General features: G+C 49.3%; 23 protein-coding genes. 17 read left to right on the plus strand and 6 right to left on the minus strand.

The features are described from left to right. The first annotated feature begins 554 nt into the window (after nt 1-554). Entirely contained in the window at nt 555-1,664 is a 1,110-nt protein-coding gene (locus H8K26_RS17385; RefSeq protein WP_190481294.1) for an HD-GYP domain-containing protein, read from the plus strand. Between the two features lie 687 nt (nt 1,665-2,351). Continuing rightward, nucleotides 2,352-3,146 carry a tetratricopeptide repeat protein gene (locus tag H8K26_RS17390; RefSeq protein ID WP_190481296.1) on the plus strand — a complete coding sequence of 265 codons (795 nt, stop codon included), beginning with the start codon at nt 2,352-2,354 and terminating at the stop codon, nt 3,144-3,146. A 475-nt stretch (nt 3,147-3,621) separates the two neighbouring features. Here the strand turns inward: H8K26_RS17390 and H8K26_RS17395 are convergent, their stop codons facing one another. Genes H8K26_RS17395 through H8K26_RS17420 form a run of 6 tightly spaced genes read right to left on the minus strand, consistent with a single transcriptional unit; the run spans nt 3,622 to nt 8,501 of the window. Continuing rightward, the gene (locus tag H8K26_RS17395) at nt 3,622-4,950 is read right to left on the minus strand and encodes a hypothetical protein (RefSeq protein WP_190481299.1); all 1,329 of its coding nucleotides are present in this window, start codon (nt 4,948-4,950) and stop codon (nt 3,622-3,624) included. A 5-nt stretch (nt 4,951-4,955) separates the two neighbouring features. Continuing rightward, nucleotides 4,956-5,732, minus strand: a complete 777-nt coding sequence (locus H8K26_RS17400) for an outer membrane lipoprotein-sorting protein (RefSeq protein ID WP_223827098.1) — start codon at nt 5,730-5,732, stop codon at nt 4,956-4,958. Between the two features lie 14 nt (nt 5,733-5,746). Further along, on the minus strand, nt 5,747-6,976 hold the full coding sequence (locus H8K26_RS17405; protein ID WP_190481301.1) for an ABC transporter permease: 1,230 nt from the start codon (nt 6,974-6,976) through the stop codon (nt 5,747-5,749). Then, a complete protein-coding gene (locus tag H8K26_RS17410) occupies nt 6,973-7,644 on the minus strand; it encodes an ABC transporter ATP-binding protein (protein WP_222611466.1) in 672 nt (223 codons plus the stop codon). The genes H8K26_RS17405 and H8K26_RS17410 overlap by 4 nt, the downstream gene beginning before the upstream one ends. Next, nucleotides 7,641-8,273 carry a hypothetical protein gene (locus H8K26_RS17415; protein WP_190481303.1) on the minus strand — a complete coding sequence of 211 codons (633 nt, stop codon included), beginning with the start codon at nt 8,271-8,273 and terminating at the stop codon, nt 7,641-7,643. The genes H8K26_RS17410 and H8K26_RS17415 overlap by 4 nt, the downstream gene beginning before the upstream one ends. Before the next feature lie 42 nt (nt 8,274-8,315). Beyond that, complete coding sequence (locus H8K26_RS17420; protein ID WP_190481305.1) at nt 8,316-8,501, minus strand: hypothetical protein; 186 nt, start codon at nt 8,499-8,501, stop codon at nt 8,316-8,318. Between the two features lie 428 nt (nt 8,502-8,929). Here H8K26_RS17420 and H8K26_RS17425 point away from each other — a divergent pair, with 428 nt between their 5' ends. From H8K26_RS17425 to H8K26_RS17495, 15 genes are all read left to right on the plus strand, one after another. Then, a complete protein-coding gene (locus tag H8K26_RS17425) occupies nt 8,930-9,337 on the plus strand; it encodes an SRPBCC family protein (RefSeq protein ID WP_190481307.1) in 408 nt (135 codons plus the stop codon). A gap of 107 nt (nt 9,338-9,444) precedes the next feature. Further along, a complete protein-coding gene (locus H8K26_RS17430; RefSeq protein WP_190481309.1) occupies nt 9,445-10,158 on the plus strand; it encodes a hypothetical protein in 714 nt (237 codons plus the stop codon). Nucleotides 10,159-10,187: 29 nt separating this feature from the next. Continuing rightward, the gene (locus tag H8K26_RS17435; protein WP_317889287.1) at nt 10,188-10,619 is read left to right on the plus strand and encodes a hypothetical protein; all 432 of its coding nucleotides are present in this window, start codon (nt 10,188-10,190) and stop codon (nt 10,617-10,619) included. A 496-nt stretch (nt 10,620-11,115) separates the two neighbouring features. Then, nucleotides 11,116-11,358 carry a hypothetical protein gene (locus H8K26_RS17440; protein ID WP_223827099.1) on the plus strand — a complete coding sequence of 81 codons (243 nt, stop codon included), beginning with the start codon at nt 11,116-11,118 and terminating at the stop codon, nt 11,356-11,358. A gap of 164 nt (nt 11,359-11,522) precedes the next feature. Further along, on the plus strand, nt 11,523-12,011 hold the full coding sequence (locus H8K26_RS17445) for a GNAT family N-acetyltransferase (RefSeq protein WP_190481310.1): 489 nt from the start codon (nt 11,523-11,525) through the stop codon (nt 12,009-12,011). 209 nt (nt 12,012-12,220) lie between these two features. Then, a complete protein-coding gene (locus H8K26_RS17450) occupies nt 12,221-12,739 on the plus strand; it encodes a hypothetical protein (protein WP_190481312.1) in 519 nt (172 codons plus the stop codon). A 91-nt stretch (nt 12,740-12,830) separates the two neighbouring features. Continuing rightward, nucleotides 12,831-13,226, plus strand: a complete 396-nt coding sequence (locus H8K26_RS17455; protein WP_190481314.1) for a GFA family protein — start codon at nt 12,831-12,833, stop codon at nt 13,224-13,226. A 312-nt stretch (nt 13,227-13,538) separates the two neighbouring features. Continuing rightward, complete coding sequence (locus H8K26_RS17460; protein ID WP_190481316.1) at nt 13,539-14,246, plus strand: hypothetical protein; 708 nt, start codon at nt 13,539-13,541, stop codon at nt 14,244-14,246. A gap of 76 nt (nt 14,247-14,322) precedes the next feature. Further along, the gene (locus H8K26_RS17465; protein WP_190481317.1) at nt 14,323-14,751 is read left to right on the plus strand and encodes a VOC family protein; all 429 of its coding nucleotides are present in this window, start codon (nt 14,323-14,325) and stop codon (nt 14,749-14,751) included. Nucleotides 14,752-14,931: 180 nt separating this feature from the next. Further along, nucleotides 14,932-15,567, plus strand: coding sequence for a hypothetical protein (locus tag H8K26_RS17470; RefSeq protein WP_190481319.1), 636 nt, complete (start codon nt 14,932-14,934; stop codon nt 15,565-15,567). Nucleotides 15,568-15,665: 98 nt separating this feature from the next. Then, nucleotides 15,666-15,923: a hypothetical protein gene (locus tag H8K26_RS17475; protein ID WP_190481320.1), complete on the plus strand. Its 258-nt coding sequence runs from the start codon at nt 15,666-15,668 to the stop codon at nt 15,921-15,923. A gap of 112 nt (nt 15,924-16,035) precedes the next feature. After that, nucleotides 16,036-16,428: a hypothetical protein gene (locus H8K26_RS17480; RefSeq protein WP_190481322.1), complete on the plus strand. Its 393-nt coding sequence runs from the start codon at nt 16,036-16,038 to the stop codon at nt 16,426-16,428. A 246-nt stretch (nt 16,429-16,674) separates the two neighbouring features. After that, nucleotides 16,675-17,304: a glutathione S-transferase gene (locus H8K26_RS17485; RefSeq protein ID WP_190481324.1), complete on the plus strand. Its 630-nt coding sequence runs from the start codon at nt 16,675-16,677 to the stop codon at nt 17,302-17,304. 59 nt (nt 17,305-17,363) lie between these two features. After that, nucleotides 17,364-17,846: a cupin domain-containing protein gene (locus H8K26_RS17490; RefSeq protein WP_190481326.1), complete on the plus strand. Its 483-nt coding sequence runs from the start codon at nt 17,364-17,366 to the stop codon at nt 17,844-17,846. Nucleotides 17,847-17,922: 76 nt separating this feature from the next. Then, the gene (locus H8K26_RS17495; protein WP_190481327.1) at nt 17,923-18,507 is read left to right on the plus strand and encodes a GyrI-like domain-containing protein; all 585 of its coding nucleotides are present in this window, start codon (nt 17,923-17,925) and stop codon (nt 18,505-18,507) included. Nucleotides 18,508-18,605 lie beyond the last annotated feature (98 nt).

Genomic DNA, 18,605 nt, shown 5'->3' on the forward strand with positions numbered 1-18,605 from the left:
ACTTTCTTGCCAGCTTCAGCTTCCTTCAAGACACCGATGATTTGGGTTTCCGTAAATCGTTTTTTCATGCCTGCCTCCGTTAGGCAGACTCTACATCTTTATCGTACTAATTTTGGGGAGCAGGTCACGGTGGCGGCAAAATAACTAAATAAGAAGAATAGTAAACCTGTATTTATTAAGCCATAATTCTCGCTAATGGCATTTTATTCATGTAATTTATTAAGTCGCTCAAACACCAGTCCCTACGCCTTACCCACCTATTCACCGCCTGCCTCCCGGCGGACATCAACAAAATTCTGCGGTATCCACTGGCGCGACAAATGTTGAAAATATGCTCTTGCCACTGACGTGAAAAACCGACGTTTTTGTTAATGTTTGAAAAAAATATGCTGTTTGTATTTCGGTACAAACAGCATTTTTTTATTCGCTCAAAAATTGCCCTATAGTAATAAATAGCTGTATTCCGCGCTGGTCATGTCTCCATCGCCTGGCACTCGCATTCTCGCTGTGCCCTAAATACTCATGCCATCTCAGTCTATGAAAGCCAGGAAACAATGAACGCCAGCGACCAAAACAATTTCTTTACCTGTCCCGAGTTCCTCACGATGGAACGTACGATTATTGAAGAGTTTGTCGATTGCACACGGGAATGCTGCATCGAAGTCGACACCTGCGTCAAAGCCCTGAACAAGCAAGGCGGGCAGGAATACATACATCGCATGTTTCGTTCTATGCACTCGCTCAAAGGTAATTGCCAGATGGTGGGGCTGGCGCCGCTCAATGCATTAATGCACAGAGTCGAAGAAATTTTTTCGAGATTGCGTGCGCATCCGGAACAGTATTTTTCTGAGCTTGGCGAATTTCTATTACTGGCCACCGATGAGATTGAGCAGTTGCTTACTGAGCTTATCAGCGAAGGTGTCGGCGACGAACATCGTCGTGCCCGCCTTGCGCTGGTTTGTGACAACTTACAAAAAAGTACCGTCAACGGTCTGAAGCTTGAACATTTCCGCGCAGCGATTGAAGCGCTGGGTGGCAGGGCGACGGATAAAGGCGACGCGCAAAAAAATGAACGTGTGGAACTACCGCTGCCACCGGACTTGGCGCTGATGCAGCAGTGGTCGTCGTATATCGATAATCTCAGCATCTTCCGTAAGAACCGCAGCACGCAGACAGCCCAGCTCACCGAGGCGTTAAATCAGGCAGTTGGGCAGATCGTTGACCCCGTACAGTTGCAGGCAGCGGCGCTGATGCATGACATGGGAATGGCATTTATTCCGCATGCGATTTTTAACAAAGAAGGCCATCTCTCGCGTGAAGAACAACGCATTATTCAGGAGCATGTGCGTCTCGGCCATCAGATGTTGCAACGCTTTTCGGGTTGGGATGAGGCCGCACGCATGGTGCTGGATCATCACGAATCCTACGATGGCACCGGCTACCCGAATCGTTTGTCCGGAGAACAAATTCATCCGGGGGCGCGCATACTGGCGATAGTCGATACCTTTTGTTCTATCACCACCGAACGCTCAGATCGCAGCTATAAAAAAAGTTTGCTGAGTGCGATTTCAGAAATCAATGCCAACATCGAAGTACAGTTCGATCCCAAACTGGTGAATGCGTTCAACGATGTCGTGCGCGGCCTGATGATGAAGCAAAATTAAGCAGAACGTATATCATCAACAGGGATGAATTCGAATCTCACCACTTCCGCCAGTATGCCATCTGGTATGCCATTTCAGTGTGGCTTCAGTTGGACGATATAGAACAGGATTGGACGATATCTCATTTCCCAATCTTCTTTTATCTCGACAATGAATATTCAATTCTTTGTTTAAAAGTTGCGCCGCGAACTCGCGATTTCAATTGCCCACCATTCGTAAATTCCTTTCAGCTCCCAATCTTCGTAACCATTCCAATGGTGGTATTCTTTTTTTTAATAATTCGAGAAGCTTTGCTTTCGGAAAATCCGCAATTCTCGACCAGCATGTTCCTGAAGAAATGTTTGAACTCCTTTGGGTCTAATGAGCAGTCGTACGAAAAACTTTGTACTTGTTCAGCAATTTTCTTTTTACGGCCATTCGCACTAAGTTTAAATAATTGCGGAAAGGTATGCGGCTTCATCCCACTGTCTAGTAGGGTCGGGTTTAAATGGAGTTGCTGGCGCTATGTAAATATACTTGTAAATGTAGGTGGTTCTATTTCTTTCGGATAGAGGTTTTGGTGCTAAAGAAGTCTTATTAGAGATTAACTTGCCTGACGGTAGTATTGAACATTCAGATCATGTGTGTAAGGACTATGAATCGAGCGAATTTAATCATGTTCATGTGGGGAACCCCGGATAAATAAAAATGAAAAAAATTCTATGTATTTTTATGCTGCTTTGGATGGCGTTCTCCAGCGTCCACGCTGCTAGTGTTAATAAAAAATCTGACTTTGAGATTGCACAAGATTTGTACGACGACGTGACTCAAGATAGGGCTCTCACTATCCCTGAAATTAACGAAATATTAGAACGGCTTGGTCAATTTTCACTGAACAAGCACGATAAAAAAACAGAAAAAATGGCGACGTTATTAAAAGTGAAAGTGCTTACTAATAAATATAGTGTGCTTGAGGCACCGGATTGGAAAAATAATAAAGGCGGTCTTGCATATTTGAGAGAAGCAAGAAACATTATTGACTCTTTTCTAAAAGTTAATCCGAACGATTTAGAGTTTTTATTTGCATTGGTAGATTCACAATTACGACTCAAGGAGAATCCTCGTTTAACAATCAATAAAATGATAAGCGAAAATCCAGAGAACGGATGGGTTAGATTTCTGTCTGTTGTCAATTACTTAAAAATTAAGGATTATAAAAACGCTATTCACGAAATTATTTTGACAATAAAAAACGAGCGCAATTCAACTAACATAATTTCTTTTATGGAAAAAGGAATCGTTATTGCCGACGAAGCAGGATGTCCTTTTAAAGATGAATTAACAAAAATATTCGATAAAGTGCCAAAAGAATTGCAAGGAGACCTTGCTGAAGCAGAAAAGACTAAGCGTGAATTAAATAGTCAGGTAGCGAGTCTTGAAAAAGTAAAAAGTGAATATCTTAAAATGTATGAATCTGCAGACTGCTCAAAGAGTGGAAAATGATGCTAATGGTTAAAAGATATTAATGTTCGGTTTCTACCCAATTCATGGGTTCGTTCTAATTATCTCAGCTCTTTGATGTGAACTTCCGACTTCACGCAGGTGAGGATCGCTGCTTTTCCTGCTTGAGCAATACCTATCTCTGGATAGCTACCTAACCCGGCATTCCTGCGTTTGCCCATAATGGGGCTGACATAACGTAAAACCTATTTGCCAGAACCTTTCGAGTTCGAAGGAACTAACGAGAGTCCAATAATGCCGCCGTGCGGTAGGGCGCCAGAATCCGGTTTGACATTGCGGGCTTTTGCATCGCTGAGAATAGCCATAATGAGTTTGATGGGGTGAGATATTGATGGAATAAATTGGACTTGATTGGAATGGATGTCATTTAACTGTTTGATTTGTAAGGTAAAAAAATTTGGAATTTTCTGGATTTATTAATGGCGGTCACCGTCTCCTCTCACACAAATCACTTCGTTCAGAACGCCCATGTTGCCGATACATAGGCCGAGTGGGTATTCGGTAATTGCCGCGCGATGGCCTGTTGCGGGCCATTGAATATGCGCAGGCCGGTCTGCCAGTGCCAACGGTCGCCCTGCCATTCCTGACTGAAGGTTGTTATCCTGCCGCCGTCTTCCGGCATCCACAGCACATCAACCGCCGTTTGCCACGCATCACGTTGCCAGCTCCAGCGGGCAAACAGATTCTGACGGCGCAGATTGCTGCTGGCGTTAAAAGCATTATTCTGCCATGCGAGATTGGCTGCAGCCGCCAAGCGCCATGCCGCTTGCTGACCCATGCTTAATAATTGCTGATTCTGCGTCAGCCATTGTCGCCAGTCAGACTGACTACGAGCGCCGCCGTCATACCAGTATTCAACAAAAAAACTGTGCTGATCTTCTGTCGTCAGATTCGCGCCGAGCAGCAACTGGCTGACCTGATTCTGCATTTCCCATTGCCACGGTGCGCTGCGCGCCAAACCGGTGAATGCGGTCTGCTGCAATATCGCCGCTTTTTGCTGTACGCGCAAAGACCCATGCAGCTCAATCGCATCGCTGGCGACCCACGAAAAAGCGGCGCCAAGACTGGTTTGCGTATGTTTGCCATAGCGCGCAAAGCCATGCCAGTCTACGTTGCCGCTGCGTTGGTACCAACGTGCTGCGATGGCTTGTTCTTCGATATTATTGATGGCGTCATTCTGTGCAGGATTCACCCAGACCAGACTCAGCGCCTGATCTGCGGTAAAAAAATCCAGACTCGCCAGGGGTTTTCCTATCGCCGTCTGGCTGATCAGACTGCGCCGTTTTTCCTGCTGAATCACATCATTCGGACGAAAGCCATAACCGACATCCCAGGCAATGATTTTTTTCCCTGCGCTCAATTGCCAGGCGCCCAGATCCAGATTTCCATAGAACTCATTGACCCAACCTGTATTGTGGGCGCTGTTGCTGTCGGATTTTTCTGTGTGCAGGGTAGCCGTGGTGTGCCAATTTTTGTACTGCGCCTTCATTTCCAGCTCACTTTGCACACTCGTTTGTACCGGCGTTAATATGCCGGGCTGAAGTTGCCCGGTGAGTGCTGCAGGCCCGACAGTATTGATCTGTGCGGAGTTCAGCAGCGTGCGCCAGTTGCCGCTGTAACTGAAGTCTGCCGGTGTTGTCGCTGCGGTTGTCGCTGCTGTCGCTGTCGTTTCTGTCGCCTCTGCCATAGCGGCAAGCGCTGCGGTATCCGCCGCGTGCGCTGCTGAATTGAAGGCGGCCAACAGCAACGGCATCAGGCAAGTCAGCGTGTGATGGGTGTGGCGCATGCTGCTTACTCCAGCGTCGGATTTTTTGCCAGGAACATGGGATTGAGCCATTGTTCCGGGACGGTTTTTGGTTGACGCTGCAGATAGCGTATGCGGGTTTCTTTATGGTTGCTGAGCTGATCTGCCAGCAGCATTTCCACCACCGCTGTCGGTGCCTGCGCTTTATCCATCACAAAGCGCGCCTGCTTCGCCAGTTTTTCCGACTGCACATACAAATCGGCTTTCAAAGGTTCATAAAATTTCTTACCTATCCAGAGTTCGATATGTTGATAGGCGAGACTTTTGCGGCTGGCATCCAATCGTAAATGCAGACAAGCTTTGTCGTCGCATTTTTCTTCCGCGACCAGGCTTGCCTGATAATCCTCTGCCCAGTTCATGGTGGCGATATCACCGACCGAAGCATCGCCGAGTAATTTCTGCATAGGCGTGATGCGCATCGGCCGCTGGCTGCCGGGCAATAGCATCCAGAAATCATCGCCCGACATCAGCACTTTCTGGCCTTTCTCAGCCGGGCTCTGCATCAATACCAGCGACTGCCGTTGCGCCTGACTATAGACGCGGTATTTGCGCTCTTTTTCAACGCTGCCATCGCGTTGAAACGTGGTGATTTCGGTTTCCACCTGCATATTGCCGCCACCCACACGCAACTGGTCGGTGGCTTTCAACATCTGACTAACATCGGGTAACTGCGAGGCGGCCTGCGCTGTGGTCATGCTTAACAGACAGCTCAGGCTCAGCAGACTCAGCAGATTCATACAGGCTGGATAGAATAATTTTTTCATACTCGTCTTTCGGTTCAGGTATGGGCCAGTGCATCGACAACGGACTGGTGCAGTGTGCGGCGCGCTATCAATGCGGATGACAGCATGGACAGCAAAATCATGCCGCTGATGGTCAGTAAATACATGCTCAGATCAAGGCTGATCATTAATGGGTAACCGGTAGAGCGACCCGGTGGCGGTGGCATCTGTACCGGAAAAAATGTCAGCAACAAGGCCACCGTCAAGGCAATCGCCGCGCCCAGCAGCGCACCACTGCCACCGAGGAACATGCCCTCATACGAAAAGCTGCGGATCAGCTCGGCAGGCAGCGTTCCCATCGCCCGCAGACTGCCGGTTTCACGGGTACGTTCAATAATCGCCATCGCCATTGCATTGGCCACGACAAACACCACGATCAGACTGATGATGAGGCCGAGTGCGCCAAAAATGCGGTTATACAAATCGCGTACCGATTTATAGAAAAACGCCTGATCTTCCCATGTCTGTATGGTCAGCCTTGGCAACTGCTGTTGCAGACGTTGTTGCGCCATCGGCGTCGCATTCATGTCGCTCAGAAACACACCAAGACTGCTGACTTTATCGGTATGCAACAGGCTTTGTGCCGTGCGGATATCGGTGTACACCAGACGTTTATCAATATCCGGAATGCCTGTTGTCACGATGCCGCTGACATTCACATCTATCGCATTGAGTGCCCCTTCAGTCGTGCTGACCATCAGCGTCAGATTGCTGCCCGGCGCGGCTTTCAGGCTGCGGGCGAGGGCTTCGCCAAGCACGATTTCTGCCGTCTTCTGATCTTCCAATATCTTGCCCGCCACGACTTTCAGAAACGGGCCCTTGACCGCGAACTCGGCATTCGCATCGATGCCCACACCCAGCATGATGGTGGATTTATCGCCATTACTGATCAGCCCGCTAAAGTCCACCCGTGGCAATACATAGCGCACCGCAGCGTCACTCAGTAATTGTTTTTCCAGTTGCGATACATTGCTCAGCCCATATTGCAACGGCGTGTCTTCTTCTTTGTCGAAATGCGCTGCTGTGCCGACGATCAGATGCCCGCTGGTGCGTGCTGCCGCCTGCGCCAAGCCTTCATAAGTCGAATACGCAAAGCCGCCTGCCAGCAGCAGCGCCGCAGTGCCTAATGCGGCGACACTCACCGTCACCAGCGAACGGCGGCGGTTGCGCAAGGCATTATGAAAAGCAAAGCGCAGCCAGGTTGTATCAAAGCGCACGAATATCATTGCAGCCTCCCATCCAGTAAATGCACGATGCGGTCCGCACGGCGGGTTAAACGATCATCGTGGCTGGCGATCACAAATGCAGCGCCTTCTGCCTGACCGCGCTCGCGCATCAGATCGAGCACCTGATCGGCGGTGACAGAATCCAGGCTGGCCGTTGGCTCATCGGCGATCACTAAAGCGGGGCGCTTGATCAGTGCGCGTGCAATCGCGACCCGCTGACGCTGCCCACCTGACAGCGCATCGGGTCGGTGCTGCGCATGCTCTTCGAGACCAACGGCTTTAAGCTGTGCCGCCACGCGGATTTTGCGTTCAGCTTCCGGCACCCCGTTGAGGAACAGCGGATAGTCAACGTTTTCAGCCACCGTCATCACCGGCACCAGATTGAAACTCTGAAAAATAAAGCCGATGGTCTGGCGTCGTTGCAGCGTCAGCTCGCGTTCAGAACAACTGGCGATGTCTCTGCCCAGTATCGAAACGCTGCCCTGATCTGCCTGATCGATCAGCCCGCACAGATTCAGTATCGTGCTCTTGCCGCTACCCGAAGGGCCGGTCAGCGCCAGCAATTCGCCCGCCTGCACTTGCAGATCGACGCCACGCAAAGCACGCACCAGATGCTGACCCAGGCGATACGATTTATGCACGCCCTGCAATTCGATGATGGCGCTCATACGCTTAAGCCCTGCAATAATTGTTTAGCTTTTTCTGCCTGCGGTGCCTGATTGCGGATCACTTCTTCCGCCAGTTTTTTTGCATCCTCTATCCGCTTTTGCTGCTGCGCCAGACGCGCTGCACGCATCCAGACTTCACCACGAAACCCCAGATCGGCCGTAGATAACTGCGGATGCACCAATATGTCATCCAGCAGTTTTTGACCGCGCGCATGACGGTTCATAAATTCCGGTACCGCCAGAAAAGTCGATGCGGCAACCAGCTTGATTTCCAATAGTTGCAAGGTATGACCGTGCAACTGCGTGGGTTCTTTTTCTGCCAGGATCAGCGACTTATCTATCATCGCCAGCCCCTCTTCCGCATACGACATTTTTTTCCACGGGAAGATCGTCGTCACCGCCAGACGGCTGGTCGCAGAACCCGCATACGCCATCAGCAAAGGCTGGCCGGGTTCGGCATTCAGTAAATTCTGAAACGCTTTAGCGGCACGTTCTTCATTACCGGCACCCGCGCGCAAAGATTGAGACGCTGTTTGAAAATCGGCTTCGGAATACGCGTTGGCGTCCGGCATCGTCAACATAGATGCGCACAGACTGAGCAACAAGGCAGCGCTATATTTGGTGGACATCGTGTTCTCCTTAAAATGAAAGTAGGGACAGCAGATGCCAGCTTAAGGAGAGGGATGAAGACGTGCGACAGGAATGCGACCACCGGCGATTTCCTGTCGCGAACGATCAGCAAAATGGCGTGAATGGCATTCGTTAGTACACAGGCCAGGGCGCAGACCAGGGCACAGCGTAAAACGCAGAATAAGGCCAGGAATAACGCACAAAGCGGCGATCAAAGAATGATCCAAAAACGACCCGATAGCGACCAGACAGCGACCAAACGGTGACCCCACTACAGCAGAAATTCCACCGTCAACCCAAGCGCAGTCACCAGCAATGCACGCGCCGGAGGTGTTTTTTGCCTCTGGCGAGGCAAAATATACTGGGTGGGGTATATCTACAACCCCTTTATTTTATTGAGAGATTTACGTGTTTTTTGAACATACTCCCCCTTTTTTATAAAAATCGCCGTTTTTAAACGGCGATTTTCGTGCGCAGGCAGGCGCTTCAGTGGAACAAATTCATCAGCATTTTTCGGTGTTCCATGTGCCACAGGCACAGCGCACGAGGCTTTTTAGGGCATAGGAAGAAAATTGTTATTTTTAACATTCCAAGTTAAGCTACGGCGTCGCCAAATTACATCGCGTTCACTGCCACTGAAACGAAGGAAGAATTTATGAAAATTATCGTCGAGACCAATGTTCGCGCACCGATAGAAAGAGTCTGGCAGGCCTACACCACACCCGAAGACATCGTCCAGTGGAATGCTGCTTCCGATGACTGGCACACCACCAGATCCAATGTTGATCTTCGAATCGGCGGCACTTTCTCATCCCGGATGGAAGCGAAAGACGGCAGCTTTGGATTTGACTTTGCCGGCACCTATACCAACGTAGTCCCGAATCGTCTCATTGAATATTCGTTTGGCGACCGGACGGCAACAGTTGAATTCAGCGCAAGCCCGGAAGGTGTCAAAGTAAGAGTTTCATTCGATGCAGAAACAACGCATTCTGATGAACAGCAGCGAGACGGGTGGCAGGCAATTCTCAATAATTTTGCGCGCCATGTTGAAGGTCAGAAGTAGTCTTTCAACAGCGAACTCGTCCATATAGTGACGAACAAAAAATAATACCCATCGCAGCTCTCGCTGCGTGGGCGTCAACTCTGCATTAAAAACTCTACTCCATTCTCATGAACCAACTGCTAATCATTCTCTCTGCGCTGTTGCTGGTCGCATGCGCTTCGGTCGCACCAGTTTTGCCATCAGACAATCACGTCGCCGTTAATTTCCAGCGCCCCGATGCTGGTGCATTCATCGTCATGCTGCCGCCCGAAGCCGAGCTGCCCGAACTGCAACCTGGCCTGGCGCCGTTAAAGGCGCAGCTTCACAAGCAGATCAAGGCGGCGGGCTACAGAGTCGCCATGCTCGATGAAAGCAACTACGCAACCATCTGGGCGCAGGAAGTTCAGGCAGTTGGCGGCATCTACGATCCCGTTACCGGCAACCCTCGCGAAGCCGAGTTTGCGCGCGCACTGGTCGCGCTTGCGCAAAGGGTAGCTGCGGAAACCAAGGCGGTCTTGATACTGCGTCCGCGCCTGATCATGCGCACCGCCAAGCTGACAGGCGCTGGCGCGGTGTGGGATGGTCAGCAGCGGCGCGTGCCCACGCTCGGCCTCGATGGCGGATCCATTCGTTACGACGGCAATACCCAGGGCGTGTCGGTGCAGCTCATCGCCTTGACGTCGAATGGCGCACTGGCGTTGCGCACCTACGGCGGGGCGTCGCTACCATGGCGAGCCAACCTGATCACCAAGCAAAATGAATTTCGCCCGGATTTGTTTGACAACGATGTTGAAATGTCCGACGCGGTCGCCCTCGCACTTGGTCCGCTTGTGAGCAAGTAAGTAGCCTATCAATCAAACGGAGTATTCCCGTGTCATCTTCATACAATGTATTTCTGATTCTTGGTGCAGCTCTTAGTGCAATGGCCGCAGCGCTACACTTCGCTTGCATGATTTGGGGTGCGCCACTGTTCCGGTTTCTCGGTGCTGGTGAGCCGATTGCGCGAATGGCGGAAAAAGGACATTGGTATGCGAACTTCATCGCCTTTGCGATCGGCACACTCCTCGCTGTGTGGGCTGCGTACGCATTGTCGGGTGCGGGGCTGCTGATCCGGCTGCCCTTTGTTCAATTAGTCCTGAGTGCGATCACAGGAATCTATCTTCTGCGTGCGGTCGCTTTCCCATTGCTGAAACCCGCCTTCCCCGACAACAGCGACACATTCTGGCTAGTCACATCTGGAATTTGTTTCATCATCGGCCTGGTGCATCTGGTTGGTCTGCGCCAGATATGGCATCAGTTGTGAGGCAAACAAAACTTAACCAAACCGTATGCGACTTTCAAGGCGATGAAAGAAAAATGTTTTCTTTTACAACCATGGTTATGCTTTATGCCGATCAAATTCAATAACCGTTAAAGGTCTATCGTGGGATACATCACACTGCTCATTGCGCTTGTACTGTCGGTGATCGCATGGCGGCGGATACTTCAGAAACAAGATCATTGGGCGTTGAAGCTCGTTTACTTTGTAATCGCGGCCGTTCCTATCGCAGGGCCAATTTTTTATTTGATGATTGATCCCCCCGAAAGCACACCTCCCGCTGTCGACAAGGAAGATTTTTGGGAATGCAACAAAACTGGTGGAAAAGTGTGGCCTTCGTATCGTCCGCTCATTACGTCTCTTTCCCATTGGTTTAAGTATTTCAAGTGAAAACATTTATATACAACTCGAATAACAACGCTTTTCATTGCTCATTCAATACTGAGACGCAAGCGTGCAAGATAAGTCAACGGAATCGCCTATGAAGAATATCCAAATTATCGACGGTGCCGACAATTCAGTCTTTGATATTTTTGCTGCGGCCGAAGAAGAATTTTCCTTGATTTTTGCTGATGGTCACGATGTCGCCTTTATTGATGAGCTTATGGCGAGCGGACCGGAGAGTGAACTCGATGACGCATTCAATCGAATCTGGACACGCCGCATTCCTCATGCGAGATGCAATGGGTATCCACGGCATTCTTTTTTTCGAGTTGGATCATAAGAAGCGATACTACCCAACTCGGAAAGACGAAGAGGCATGTAATCCCGATGGCTCGCGGCTTCGATAAAATTCGCCATCAATATTCGTTCGAGAACAGCGTGTGAATTCGCGTCTCTGACATTTAATTCTTATAACGCACATCTCTCAACTCAAACGCCCCCAAAATGCATCCATGTCGCCCCGCCATCGCCGCTGATGTTTCCGCCCTCTGTGAGTTGGAGAAAGAACTTAATCGCACTCATTACGAAGCAGCACCGTCGGTGTTCCGCGCTCCCGAGGCAATTACAGGTGCACACGATACTTGGCTTGCGCTCTTAGCCAAGCCCAATGCGGCTTGCTTTGTGGTCGAGGTCGATCAAACCGTCGCGGGCTACTGCACCGTTGAAGTCATCGACGAGACGCATCCACTCGCGCAACCCGTTCGCTACGCGCGACTCGGTGTCATTTGTGTTTCACCATCTTTCCGGCATCAGGGCATTGCGCGATCGCTCCTCGCGACTGCCGAGGCATGGTCGGCACAGCACAGCGCCAACGAGATGCGTCTCACCGTTTGGCAGTTCAATCAACCAGCGGCCTCTCTGTATGAAAGCGCCGGGTTTGCCACGCGTTCGTTCACAATGAGTAAGCCCATTGATCCAGCTAACAGCGAATAAGCTGCCCTCTACCGTTCCGGGACATACCTGTCAAATCGCCCACCGGAGTATGTTCCTCAGACGTGATCATGGACGCTATTAAAATGTTGTGGCACTCTTTACCAAAACGCGTGTTGAGAAAAAATGCCATTCGAGGAATCTCACTTGATCGCTGAATTTTTCCGTTGATGGCTCGTACCGATTACGTCTCACATTACACAAAATACAGTATGAAACCAGAACTCGCCATTGCGCACTACAAGCTCGGTCAGCTGTCGAGTGACATGATCGTGAATCTGGCTAACACGTGGCTGGATCAAGGCATTTATACCTATTCGCTGAATTGTATTTTCATGTGTGATCACCCGATCATGGCGGAAGTTGGACCGCTGTTCGAGGAGGCAATGCGAGAGTTGGGATTAGAAATACCAACCAGAATTGACGCAGTAAAATCGTTGTTAAGAGATACGATGCAAAAAATGGTTTCAGGTGAAATCGATTTAATGGAAGGCGCCAATTTTATTGCCTGGAACATCTATCCTGAAGGAGAAGAAGATCTGCCAAAAGGCGAATATTTAGGCAGCAATCTCGGTCTTGAATATATATTTTGTTGGTTGCGGGAAGTCTGGGATTGCAGGGATGGTTCAACGATTTTTTATTACACCCATTTACCGCGAGATCAGGCTGAAATTCAGTTTCTAAGACACATCAAAGAAGAATGCGAAAAATGGCTGGTCAAACATGCCTGACAAAGCAATTGGCGAAAAATTGCGCGTGCTGATACGTTGATGAATCTGCTTTTTTTACCGCGAATGTTACGACTATACCTGGCTCGGAACCATGACAACACGCACCGCCTCTTGCAGCTGTGGACAACTCTCAGCCACAACCAACGATAACCCGATACGGGTTTCAGTTTGTCATTGCCTCGCGTGCCAACGCCGGACTGGCAGCGTCTTTGGCGCACAGGCACGCTTTCACCGCGACGCCGTCACCATCACAGGCGAATCGACACAGTATGTTCGCATCGGGGATGAAGGCAGCAAAGCCATTTTCAATTTCTGCCCCTACTGTGGCGCAACGGTGTACTACAACATCGAGGGAAACGACGCCGACATTATGATCCCCGTCGGCGCGTTTGCCGAACCGGGCTTTCCTTCACCAACATTCTCTGTCTATGAAGAACGCAAACACTCCTGGGTAAGCCTGCCGGACGACATAGAACACATGGCGTAACACGCCAACGCACGATCTGCGTCAATCGCCTAAGCACGCGCCAAGGCTAGTTTTTCGCTCGTTGAAGGGCTAAATATACTGGGTGGAGTATATCCACAACCCCTTTATTTTATTCAGAGATTTAAGCATTTTTGGCACATACTCCCCCATTTTTATAAAAATTACTGTTTTCAAACGGAGAATTTCGTGTACAGGCCGGAGCTACAGAAACAGCGCATACGGCTTGAAGCAAATTGTTCTTTTTAACATTCCAAGTTAAGCTTCATTTTTGTTAAGTTAAACCATGTCGGCCACACAAAAGGTTCTCGCACAATGTCACGACTGTTCAAATTTTTGTCTATCTCTCTGTTCTGTTTATGCAGCGTTGCGCATGCACAGGAAAGCTTGCAGCAACTTGGGGAATGGATGTCGCATTATTACGAGAAGCCAGCGCCAGACCAATTCACAAAATGGCTTAACGATGCGTCGGCGGCGGGAGCCTTCGAAAAGCCATCAGCGCGCTTTCCGCTGATGATCTTCACGACAGAAATTTTGAAAATGAATCCGGATAAAGGCGCTCAATGGTGCAAAGACCTTGCAACGATATCCTCGACTAACAAGGCATACGTCGGATGGTCATTTTACAATTCCAATATTCCTGCTGCAGAGCAGTGCGTTCAAACGCAGCTGGGTTTGTCTGACAGTGACGTCAAGAAAATTATGAGCGCCACTCGCTATGATGCGTTGGCAAAAGAGCCGTCAACCCTGGGAGACCTGGATATGTTGTGGGCAGTTTTCAGCGCGACAGGAAATGAAGCTGCCGTCAATAAAATCATTGATGTACTGGCCAGACCATCGCCGGAAAAAGGCACAGAGGGTAGCGTTAACATGCTGTTGATGAAAGGAGCTGCGAAATGGTCGCTCACTTCAAACATCCGACAACATACGCGTGTCGCCGGGATAGTTCAAAAGCGTCGTGTCACTGAATCTGGCGTACTCAAAAAAGAACTCGATGAAGCAGTAAGCAATGCGTCGAAATAAGGCCGTAAGCAATTCAATCCTGAGGATGCCGCGCATACCTTGCGCAAGTCGCTGGATTTATCACTAAGGGGATTTTATGGAAACGCAAGAACTACATCGAGGTCGGCTGATCGATCACATCCAATTGGTCGTGCGAGACATTTCAGCGAGCCAAAATTTTTATGCCGCCATTTTTGCAGCGCTGAATGTACCGATGGGTGGCACTGGTGACGGCTACTTCTGGGCAGACGAATTATTTTTGACCGCCATCGATAGCCCGGCTGCGCTGGGTGTGTTGACTGGCCGCCATCACCTGGCATTTCAGGCGCAGGACCGAAACATGGTCGATCACTTTTACCAAACCGCACTCGCGCATGGCGGCAAAGACAACGGCGCTCCCGGAGAGCGCGCTTACCATCCCGGTTACTACGCGGCCTTCGTCGTGGACCCCGACGGCAACAATATCGAAGCGGTGTTTCACGGTGAAGCAAGCCGTAGCTCAGCGTCTGTGGTGATCACTTTCTAACCACGGCAGCCATTGCATACGTCAGAATTTATATCAACGTTACGCTACTCAATCCATCATAGCTAAATAAACGTCTGAAAGCACTGTCGATTCGCCATCGATAATCCCGCTAGGCAACTGATACCTTTTTTCTCGAAAAGTATTAACCCAACAATGCGTAATTACTCCATAAGCATCAAAATGAAGCACCTTAAACAACTGCTACCTTGGTTAGTTGGAATCTTATTTATCTTTGCGATTTACGTCTGGAATTTCGGCCTATGGCCGCAGTACTTTGATATTGCGTGGGATGAAGAAGTGCAGTTGCATGATGGGAGAGTGATCGTCGTGCATATGAAACGAACCTATCAGCGAATAGGCTTACGCTTGGAAAGATATCCTCAAATAGCGTATTTTAAATCTATGGAATTTAGTTTTGATACAGGATTCCCTACTGGGAAATTTACGCATGTCTTCAATAAACCAGGGGATATTAATTTCATCGATTTTTTAAACGATAAATGGTATATCGGTTACAACACAGATTCGGCTGATAATGCCTCCGAATTTGGAATTACTAATCTATATCCACACGTTGTAATAATTTGTCGAGATGGCTCACTAATTAAACCTAATAGTTGGGAAGATATTCCCTCAATAATTACAAATGTAAATGTAATGCCACCTACGCCAAATATAAAAGGGATTTCTAAATTTAACAACTCTGTCCTAACTGTCGATGAAAAAATGCGTCATTGGAAAAAATATCCCACAGGGGCTGGCGAACACACAATTACACGAATCACTGCGACACCAATTCAAAAGGAAATGAAATGACTACTCAAGCAGATTACGCACTTTTAGCAGTCGCCTCTCAACTCACTCATTAAGCAGCAATAAATCCGCCATTACCCCCCAAAAAAATGGAGTTAATAATGTCAAAACCAAATGACTACGCAGAAAAAATTGTCCGGGATTTTATGCGTGATATTACAGATCATATTTTTTGTAATATTCAAAATAACGAAGCACTAATGAGGGAGTATCAAACTCTGATTCACCAGAATTCACTTGTGGAAGTGAATACCGCGATAGGAAAGAAGGTGAAAGAAATTTTTGATCTTGAGAATGCCGGTGAATCTGATACGCCAAAAAGTTGGCTCATCAAGAGTTTTACCCAACATAAAAAATAAATTCATTTCAGCACGACATCTTGAATGGCTGCTTTTTTGTGTTGTTCAGAATATGCCTGACAATTCACAATGTTAAGCTGCACCTCTCTGCCTCTGGCCATTCAGGAATACCATGCCCCCTATCGCTCGTTTCATTATCTTTATTTTGGTATCGATGGTCGTATTTTTCTGGTTGATCCGGTTCTCGTTACGGCAACGTGAAAGCAAACCAGAAGCCCGTAGCTTGATGCGAGTGATGGCAATTGTGGTGGTCGGTGGGATGCTGTTTGCCAAGTACGGCAATAACATGGGGCTGCCTTGGTGGATTTATTACACTATCCCCGCGTTAGCAACCTTGCTTCTTCCTCCAGTCGTGTTCCGGATGAGTGTCTCAGAACTGAGACTGTATCTGATACTGGCCTTGTTCAGTTCGCCGATGATTCATGTGATGTTCTCGCTTGTACTTGGGTGGAAAGAATATATGCCCTTTATTCCTGTGCCTTCGCTCAGGGAGCTATTGTCTTGATGCCGGGCGGTGGTGATATGTGTCGCGCACGGCAGCAAAAATTGATGCAAAGATGTGGCAAGTGAGGCTGTAAAAGGTGCGCACATAAGACGAAAAACGGCGCTGCGCATGTACTGTCTGATATAACTTTCCGACGGCTTTAAAAATTGTTTTTTCTCAAGCAGGGGGTTACAGTGAATGACTTTTCTGGTGGAAATAACATCGCAGCAGCATCGAAACTATACCGACATCATCACAGGAGTAACCATGAAACTGATAGGCATGCTTGATTCACCCTACGTTCGCCGGGTGGCGATTTCACTGCAGTTGTTGGGCATCGATTTTGAGCACCAATCGCTCTCGGTATTCCGCGGCTACGCTGAATTTCAGCGGATCAACCCCGTCGTCAAAGCACCGACGCTCGTGTGTGATGACGGATGCGTGATCATGGATTCGACGCTGATTCTTCAGTATGCAGAAGCGCTTGCGCGGCCACGCACACTACTTCCTTCCGATGTGCAAGGCTTGCAGCACGAACTGCATCTGATTGGCCTGGCGTTGGCCGCCACTGAAAAAAGTGTGCAGATCGTGTACGAGCGCAATCTCCGTCCATCAGAAAAACTGCACGAACCGTGGCTGAACCGGATTTCAGAGCAGGTACTCGCCGCCTACACGGAACTGGAATCAGCACTAGCTGCCACGCCACTGGCGCGCACCAGTGCCAGCCTGAGTCAGGCTGGCGTCACCATCGGCGTAGCCTGGCATTTCACGCAGCAAATGATTCCGGAAACCGTGCCGGAGGCAAGCTTCCCACTTCTGGCAGCGTATTCACAAGCGCTTGAAGCATTGCCGGAATTCCGCGCAGCGCCGCATGGTGATGGCACTTACGTGAAGTAACGCGCACCATTTTTTCATGCCAGGCAATGCGTCAGCATGCTTACACTTCGGAGCCTTTTATGTCTCAAGCGAATTCATCGATAGCCGTCGTCGCGCTGGATGTTCCACCAAGAACAAAGCCGAGCAATTATCCTGAGCCGTTTGCGGCACGCATGGCCGGAAGAGAAAAACGCGCATTGGGTGATTTTTTCGGCCTTGCCAACTTTGGCGTCAACCTGACCCGACTCGTTCCCGGTGCAGGCTCTGCGCTGCGCCATGCACATGCGACGCAGGATGAATTTATCTACATTCTCGAAGGCTATCCGGTACTCATCACCGATCATGGCGAAACACCTCTGGCGCCGGGTATGTGTTCGGGATTCAAGGCGGGTACGGGAAACGCCCATCATCTGGTCAACCGCACCGATGCGGATGTGCTGTATCTCGACATCGGTGATCGCAGCCCAAGTGATAGCGTGAGTTATCCCGATGATGATTTACAGGCGGTGTTTGGTGACGACGGAACATTGCAATTTGCGCATAAAGATGGCACGCGCTATTAGCAAACGCGATGAAGATGATCGCGCCTGCCATCAGCAACCTCCAAACCACAGACCTTCGCACCTCATCAGGAAACGTATGGCAAAAGTTGATTTGAAAAAAGAGCTTTCCTATCTCTATCAACCATCTGCAAAAGAAGTGACTGAGGTGGATGTACCAACGTTCAGATATCTGATGATCGATGGTCAGGGCGACCCCAATTCTTCACCCGAATATGCTGAGGCTGTGGAGGCATTATTTTCGGTGTCGTACACGGTAAAGTTCATGCTCAAAAAAGGCGTGCAGGCGCTCGATTACGCGGTCATGCCGCTGGAAGGGTTGTGGTGGGCCGACGATATGGCCGCCTTTGTTGCCAACGACAAAGCACAGTGGAAATGGACCATGATGATCATGCAACCGGCATTCGTTGATGCCGAAACGATTGCACAAGCGATGACGGACGTGTTGAAAAAGAAAAAATTGCTGGCCGTATCGCAACTGCGCCTGGAATCATTCAGTGAAGGACGCTGCGCGCAGATTTTGCATATCGGCCCGTTTTCTGAAGAAGGGCCAACGATACAACGTCTGCATGATTTCATCGACGCCCGCGCTAGCCGCACCGGCAAACACCACGAAATTTATCTCAGTGACATCCTGACCTGCTCCCCAAAATTAGTACGATAAAGATGTAGAGTCTGCCTAACGGAGGCAGGCATGAAAAAACGATTTACGGAAACCCAAATCATCGGTGTCTTGAAGGAAGCTGAAGCTGGCAAGAAAGT

It is taken from the genome of Cognatundibacterium aquatile (assembly GCF_014699135.1).
GTDB classification, from domain to species: Bacteria; Pseudomonadota; Gammaproteobacteria; order Burkholderiales; family Burkholderiaceae_D; genus Undibacterium; species Undibacterium aquatile.

What these genes read in the sequence shown, in the direction of transcription:
- H8K26_RS17465 (WP_190481317.1), top strand. Translation starts at nt 14,323, where the DNA reads ATGGAAACGCAAGAACTACATCGAGGTCGGCTGATCGATCACATCCAA.
- H8K26_RS17415 (WP_190481303.1), bottom strand. Translation starts at nt 8,273, where the DNA reads ATGTCCACCAAATATAGCGCTGCCTTGTTGCTCAGTCTGTGCGCATCT.
- H8K26_RS17390 (WP_190481296.1), top strand. Translation starts at nt 2,352, where the DNA reads ATGAAAAAAATTCTATGTATTTTTATGCTGCTTTGGATGGCGTTCTCC.
- H8K26_RS17470 (WP_190481319.1), top strand. Translation starts at nt 14,932, where the DNA reads ATGAAGCACCTTAAACAACTGCTACCTTGGTTAGTTGGAATCTTATTT.
- H8K26_RS17480 (WP_190481322.1), top strand. Translation starts at nt 16,036, where the DNA reads ATGCCCCCTATCGCTCGTTTCATTATCTTTATTTTGGTATCGATGGTC.
- H8K26_RS17405 (WP_190481301.1), bottom strand. Translation starts at nt 6,976, where the DNA reads ATGATATTCGTGCGCTTTGATACAACCTGGCTGCGCTTTGCTTTTCAT.
- H8K26_RS17495 (WP_190481327.1), top strand. Translation starts at nt 17,923, where the DNA reads ATGGCAAAAGTTGATTTGAAAAAAGAGCTTTCCTATCTCTATCAACCA.
- H8K26_RS17445 (WP_190481310.1), top strand. Translation starts at nt 11,523, where the DNA reads ATGCATCCATGTCGCCCCGCCATCGCCGCTGATGTTTCCGCCCTCTGT.
- H8K26_RS17410 (WP_222611466.1), bottom strand. Translation starts at nt 7,644, where the DNA reads ATGAGCGCCATCATCGAATTGCAGGGCGTGCATAAATCGTATCGCCTG.
- H8K26_RS17385 (WP_190481294.1), top strand. Translation starts at nt 555, where the DNA reads ATGAACGCCAGCGACCAAAACAATTTCTTTACCTGTCCCGAGTTCCTC.
- H8K26_RS17455 (WP_190481314.1), top strand. Translation starts at nt 12,831, where the DNA reads ATGACAACACGCACCGCCTCTTGCAGCTGTGGACAACTCTCAGCCACA.
- H8K26_RS17450 (WP_190481312.1), top strand. Translation starts at nt 12,221, where the DNA reads ATGAAACCAGAACTCGCCATTGCGCACTACAAGCTCGGTCAGCTGTCG.
- H8K26_RS17430 (WP_190481309.1), top strand. Translation starts at nt 9,445, where the DNA reads ATGAACCAACTGCTAATCATTCTCTCTGCGCTGTTGCTGGTCGCATGC.
- H8K26_RS17395 (WP_190481299.1), bottom strand. Translation starts at nt 4,950, where the DNA reads ATGCGCCACACCCATCACACGCTGACTTGCCTGATGCCGTTGCTGTTG.
- H8K26_RS17490 (WP_190481326.1), top strand. Translation starts at nt 17,364, where the DNA reads ATGTCTCAAGCGAATTCATCGATAGCCGTCGTCGCGCTGGATGTTCCA.
- H8K26_RS17460 (WP_190481316.1), top strand. Translation starts at nt 13,539, where the DNA reads ATGTCACGACTGTTCAAATTTTTGTCTATCTCTCTGTTCTGTTTATGC.
- H8K26_RS17400 (WP_223827098.1), bottom strand. Translation starts at nt 5,732, where the DNA reads ATGAAAAAATTATTCTATCCAGCCTGTATGAATCTGCTGAGTCTGCTG.
- H8K26_RS17475 (WP_190481320.1), top strand. Translation starts at nt 15,666, where the DNA reads ATGTCAAAACCAAATGACTACGCAGAAAAAATTGTCCGGGATTTTATG.
- H8K26_RS17440 (WP_223827099.1), top strand. Translation starts at nt 11,116, where the DNA reads ATGAAGAATATCCAAATTATCGACGGTGCCGACAATTCAGTCTTTGAT.
- H8K26_RS17425 (WP_190481307.1), top strand. Translation starts at nt 8,930, where the DNA reads ATGAAAATTATCGTCGAGACCAATGTTCGCGCACCGATAGAAAGAGTC.
- H8K26_RS17485 (WP_190481324.1), top strand. Translation starts at nt 16,675, where the DNA reads ATGAAACTGATAGGCATGCTTGATTCACCCTACGTTCGCCGGGTGGCG.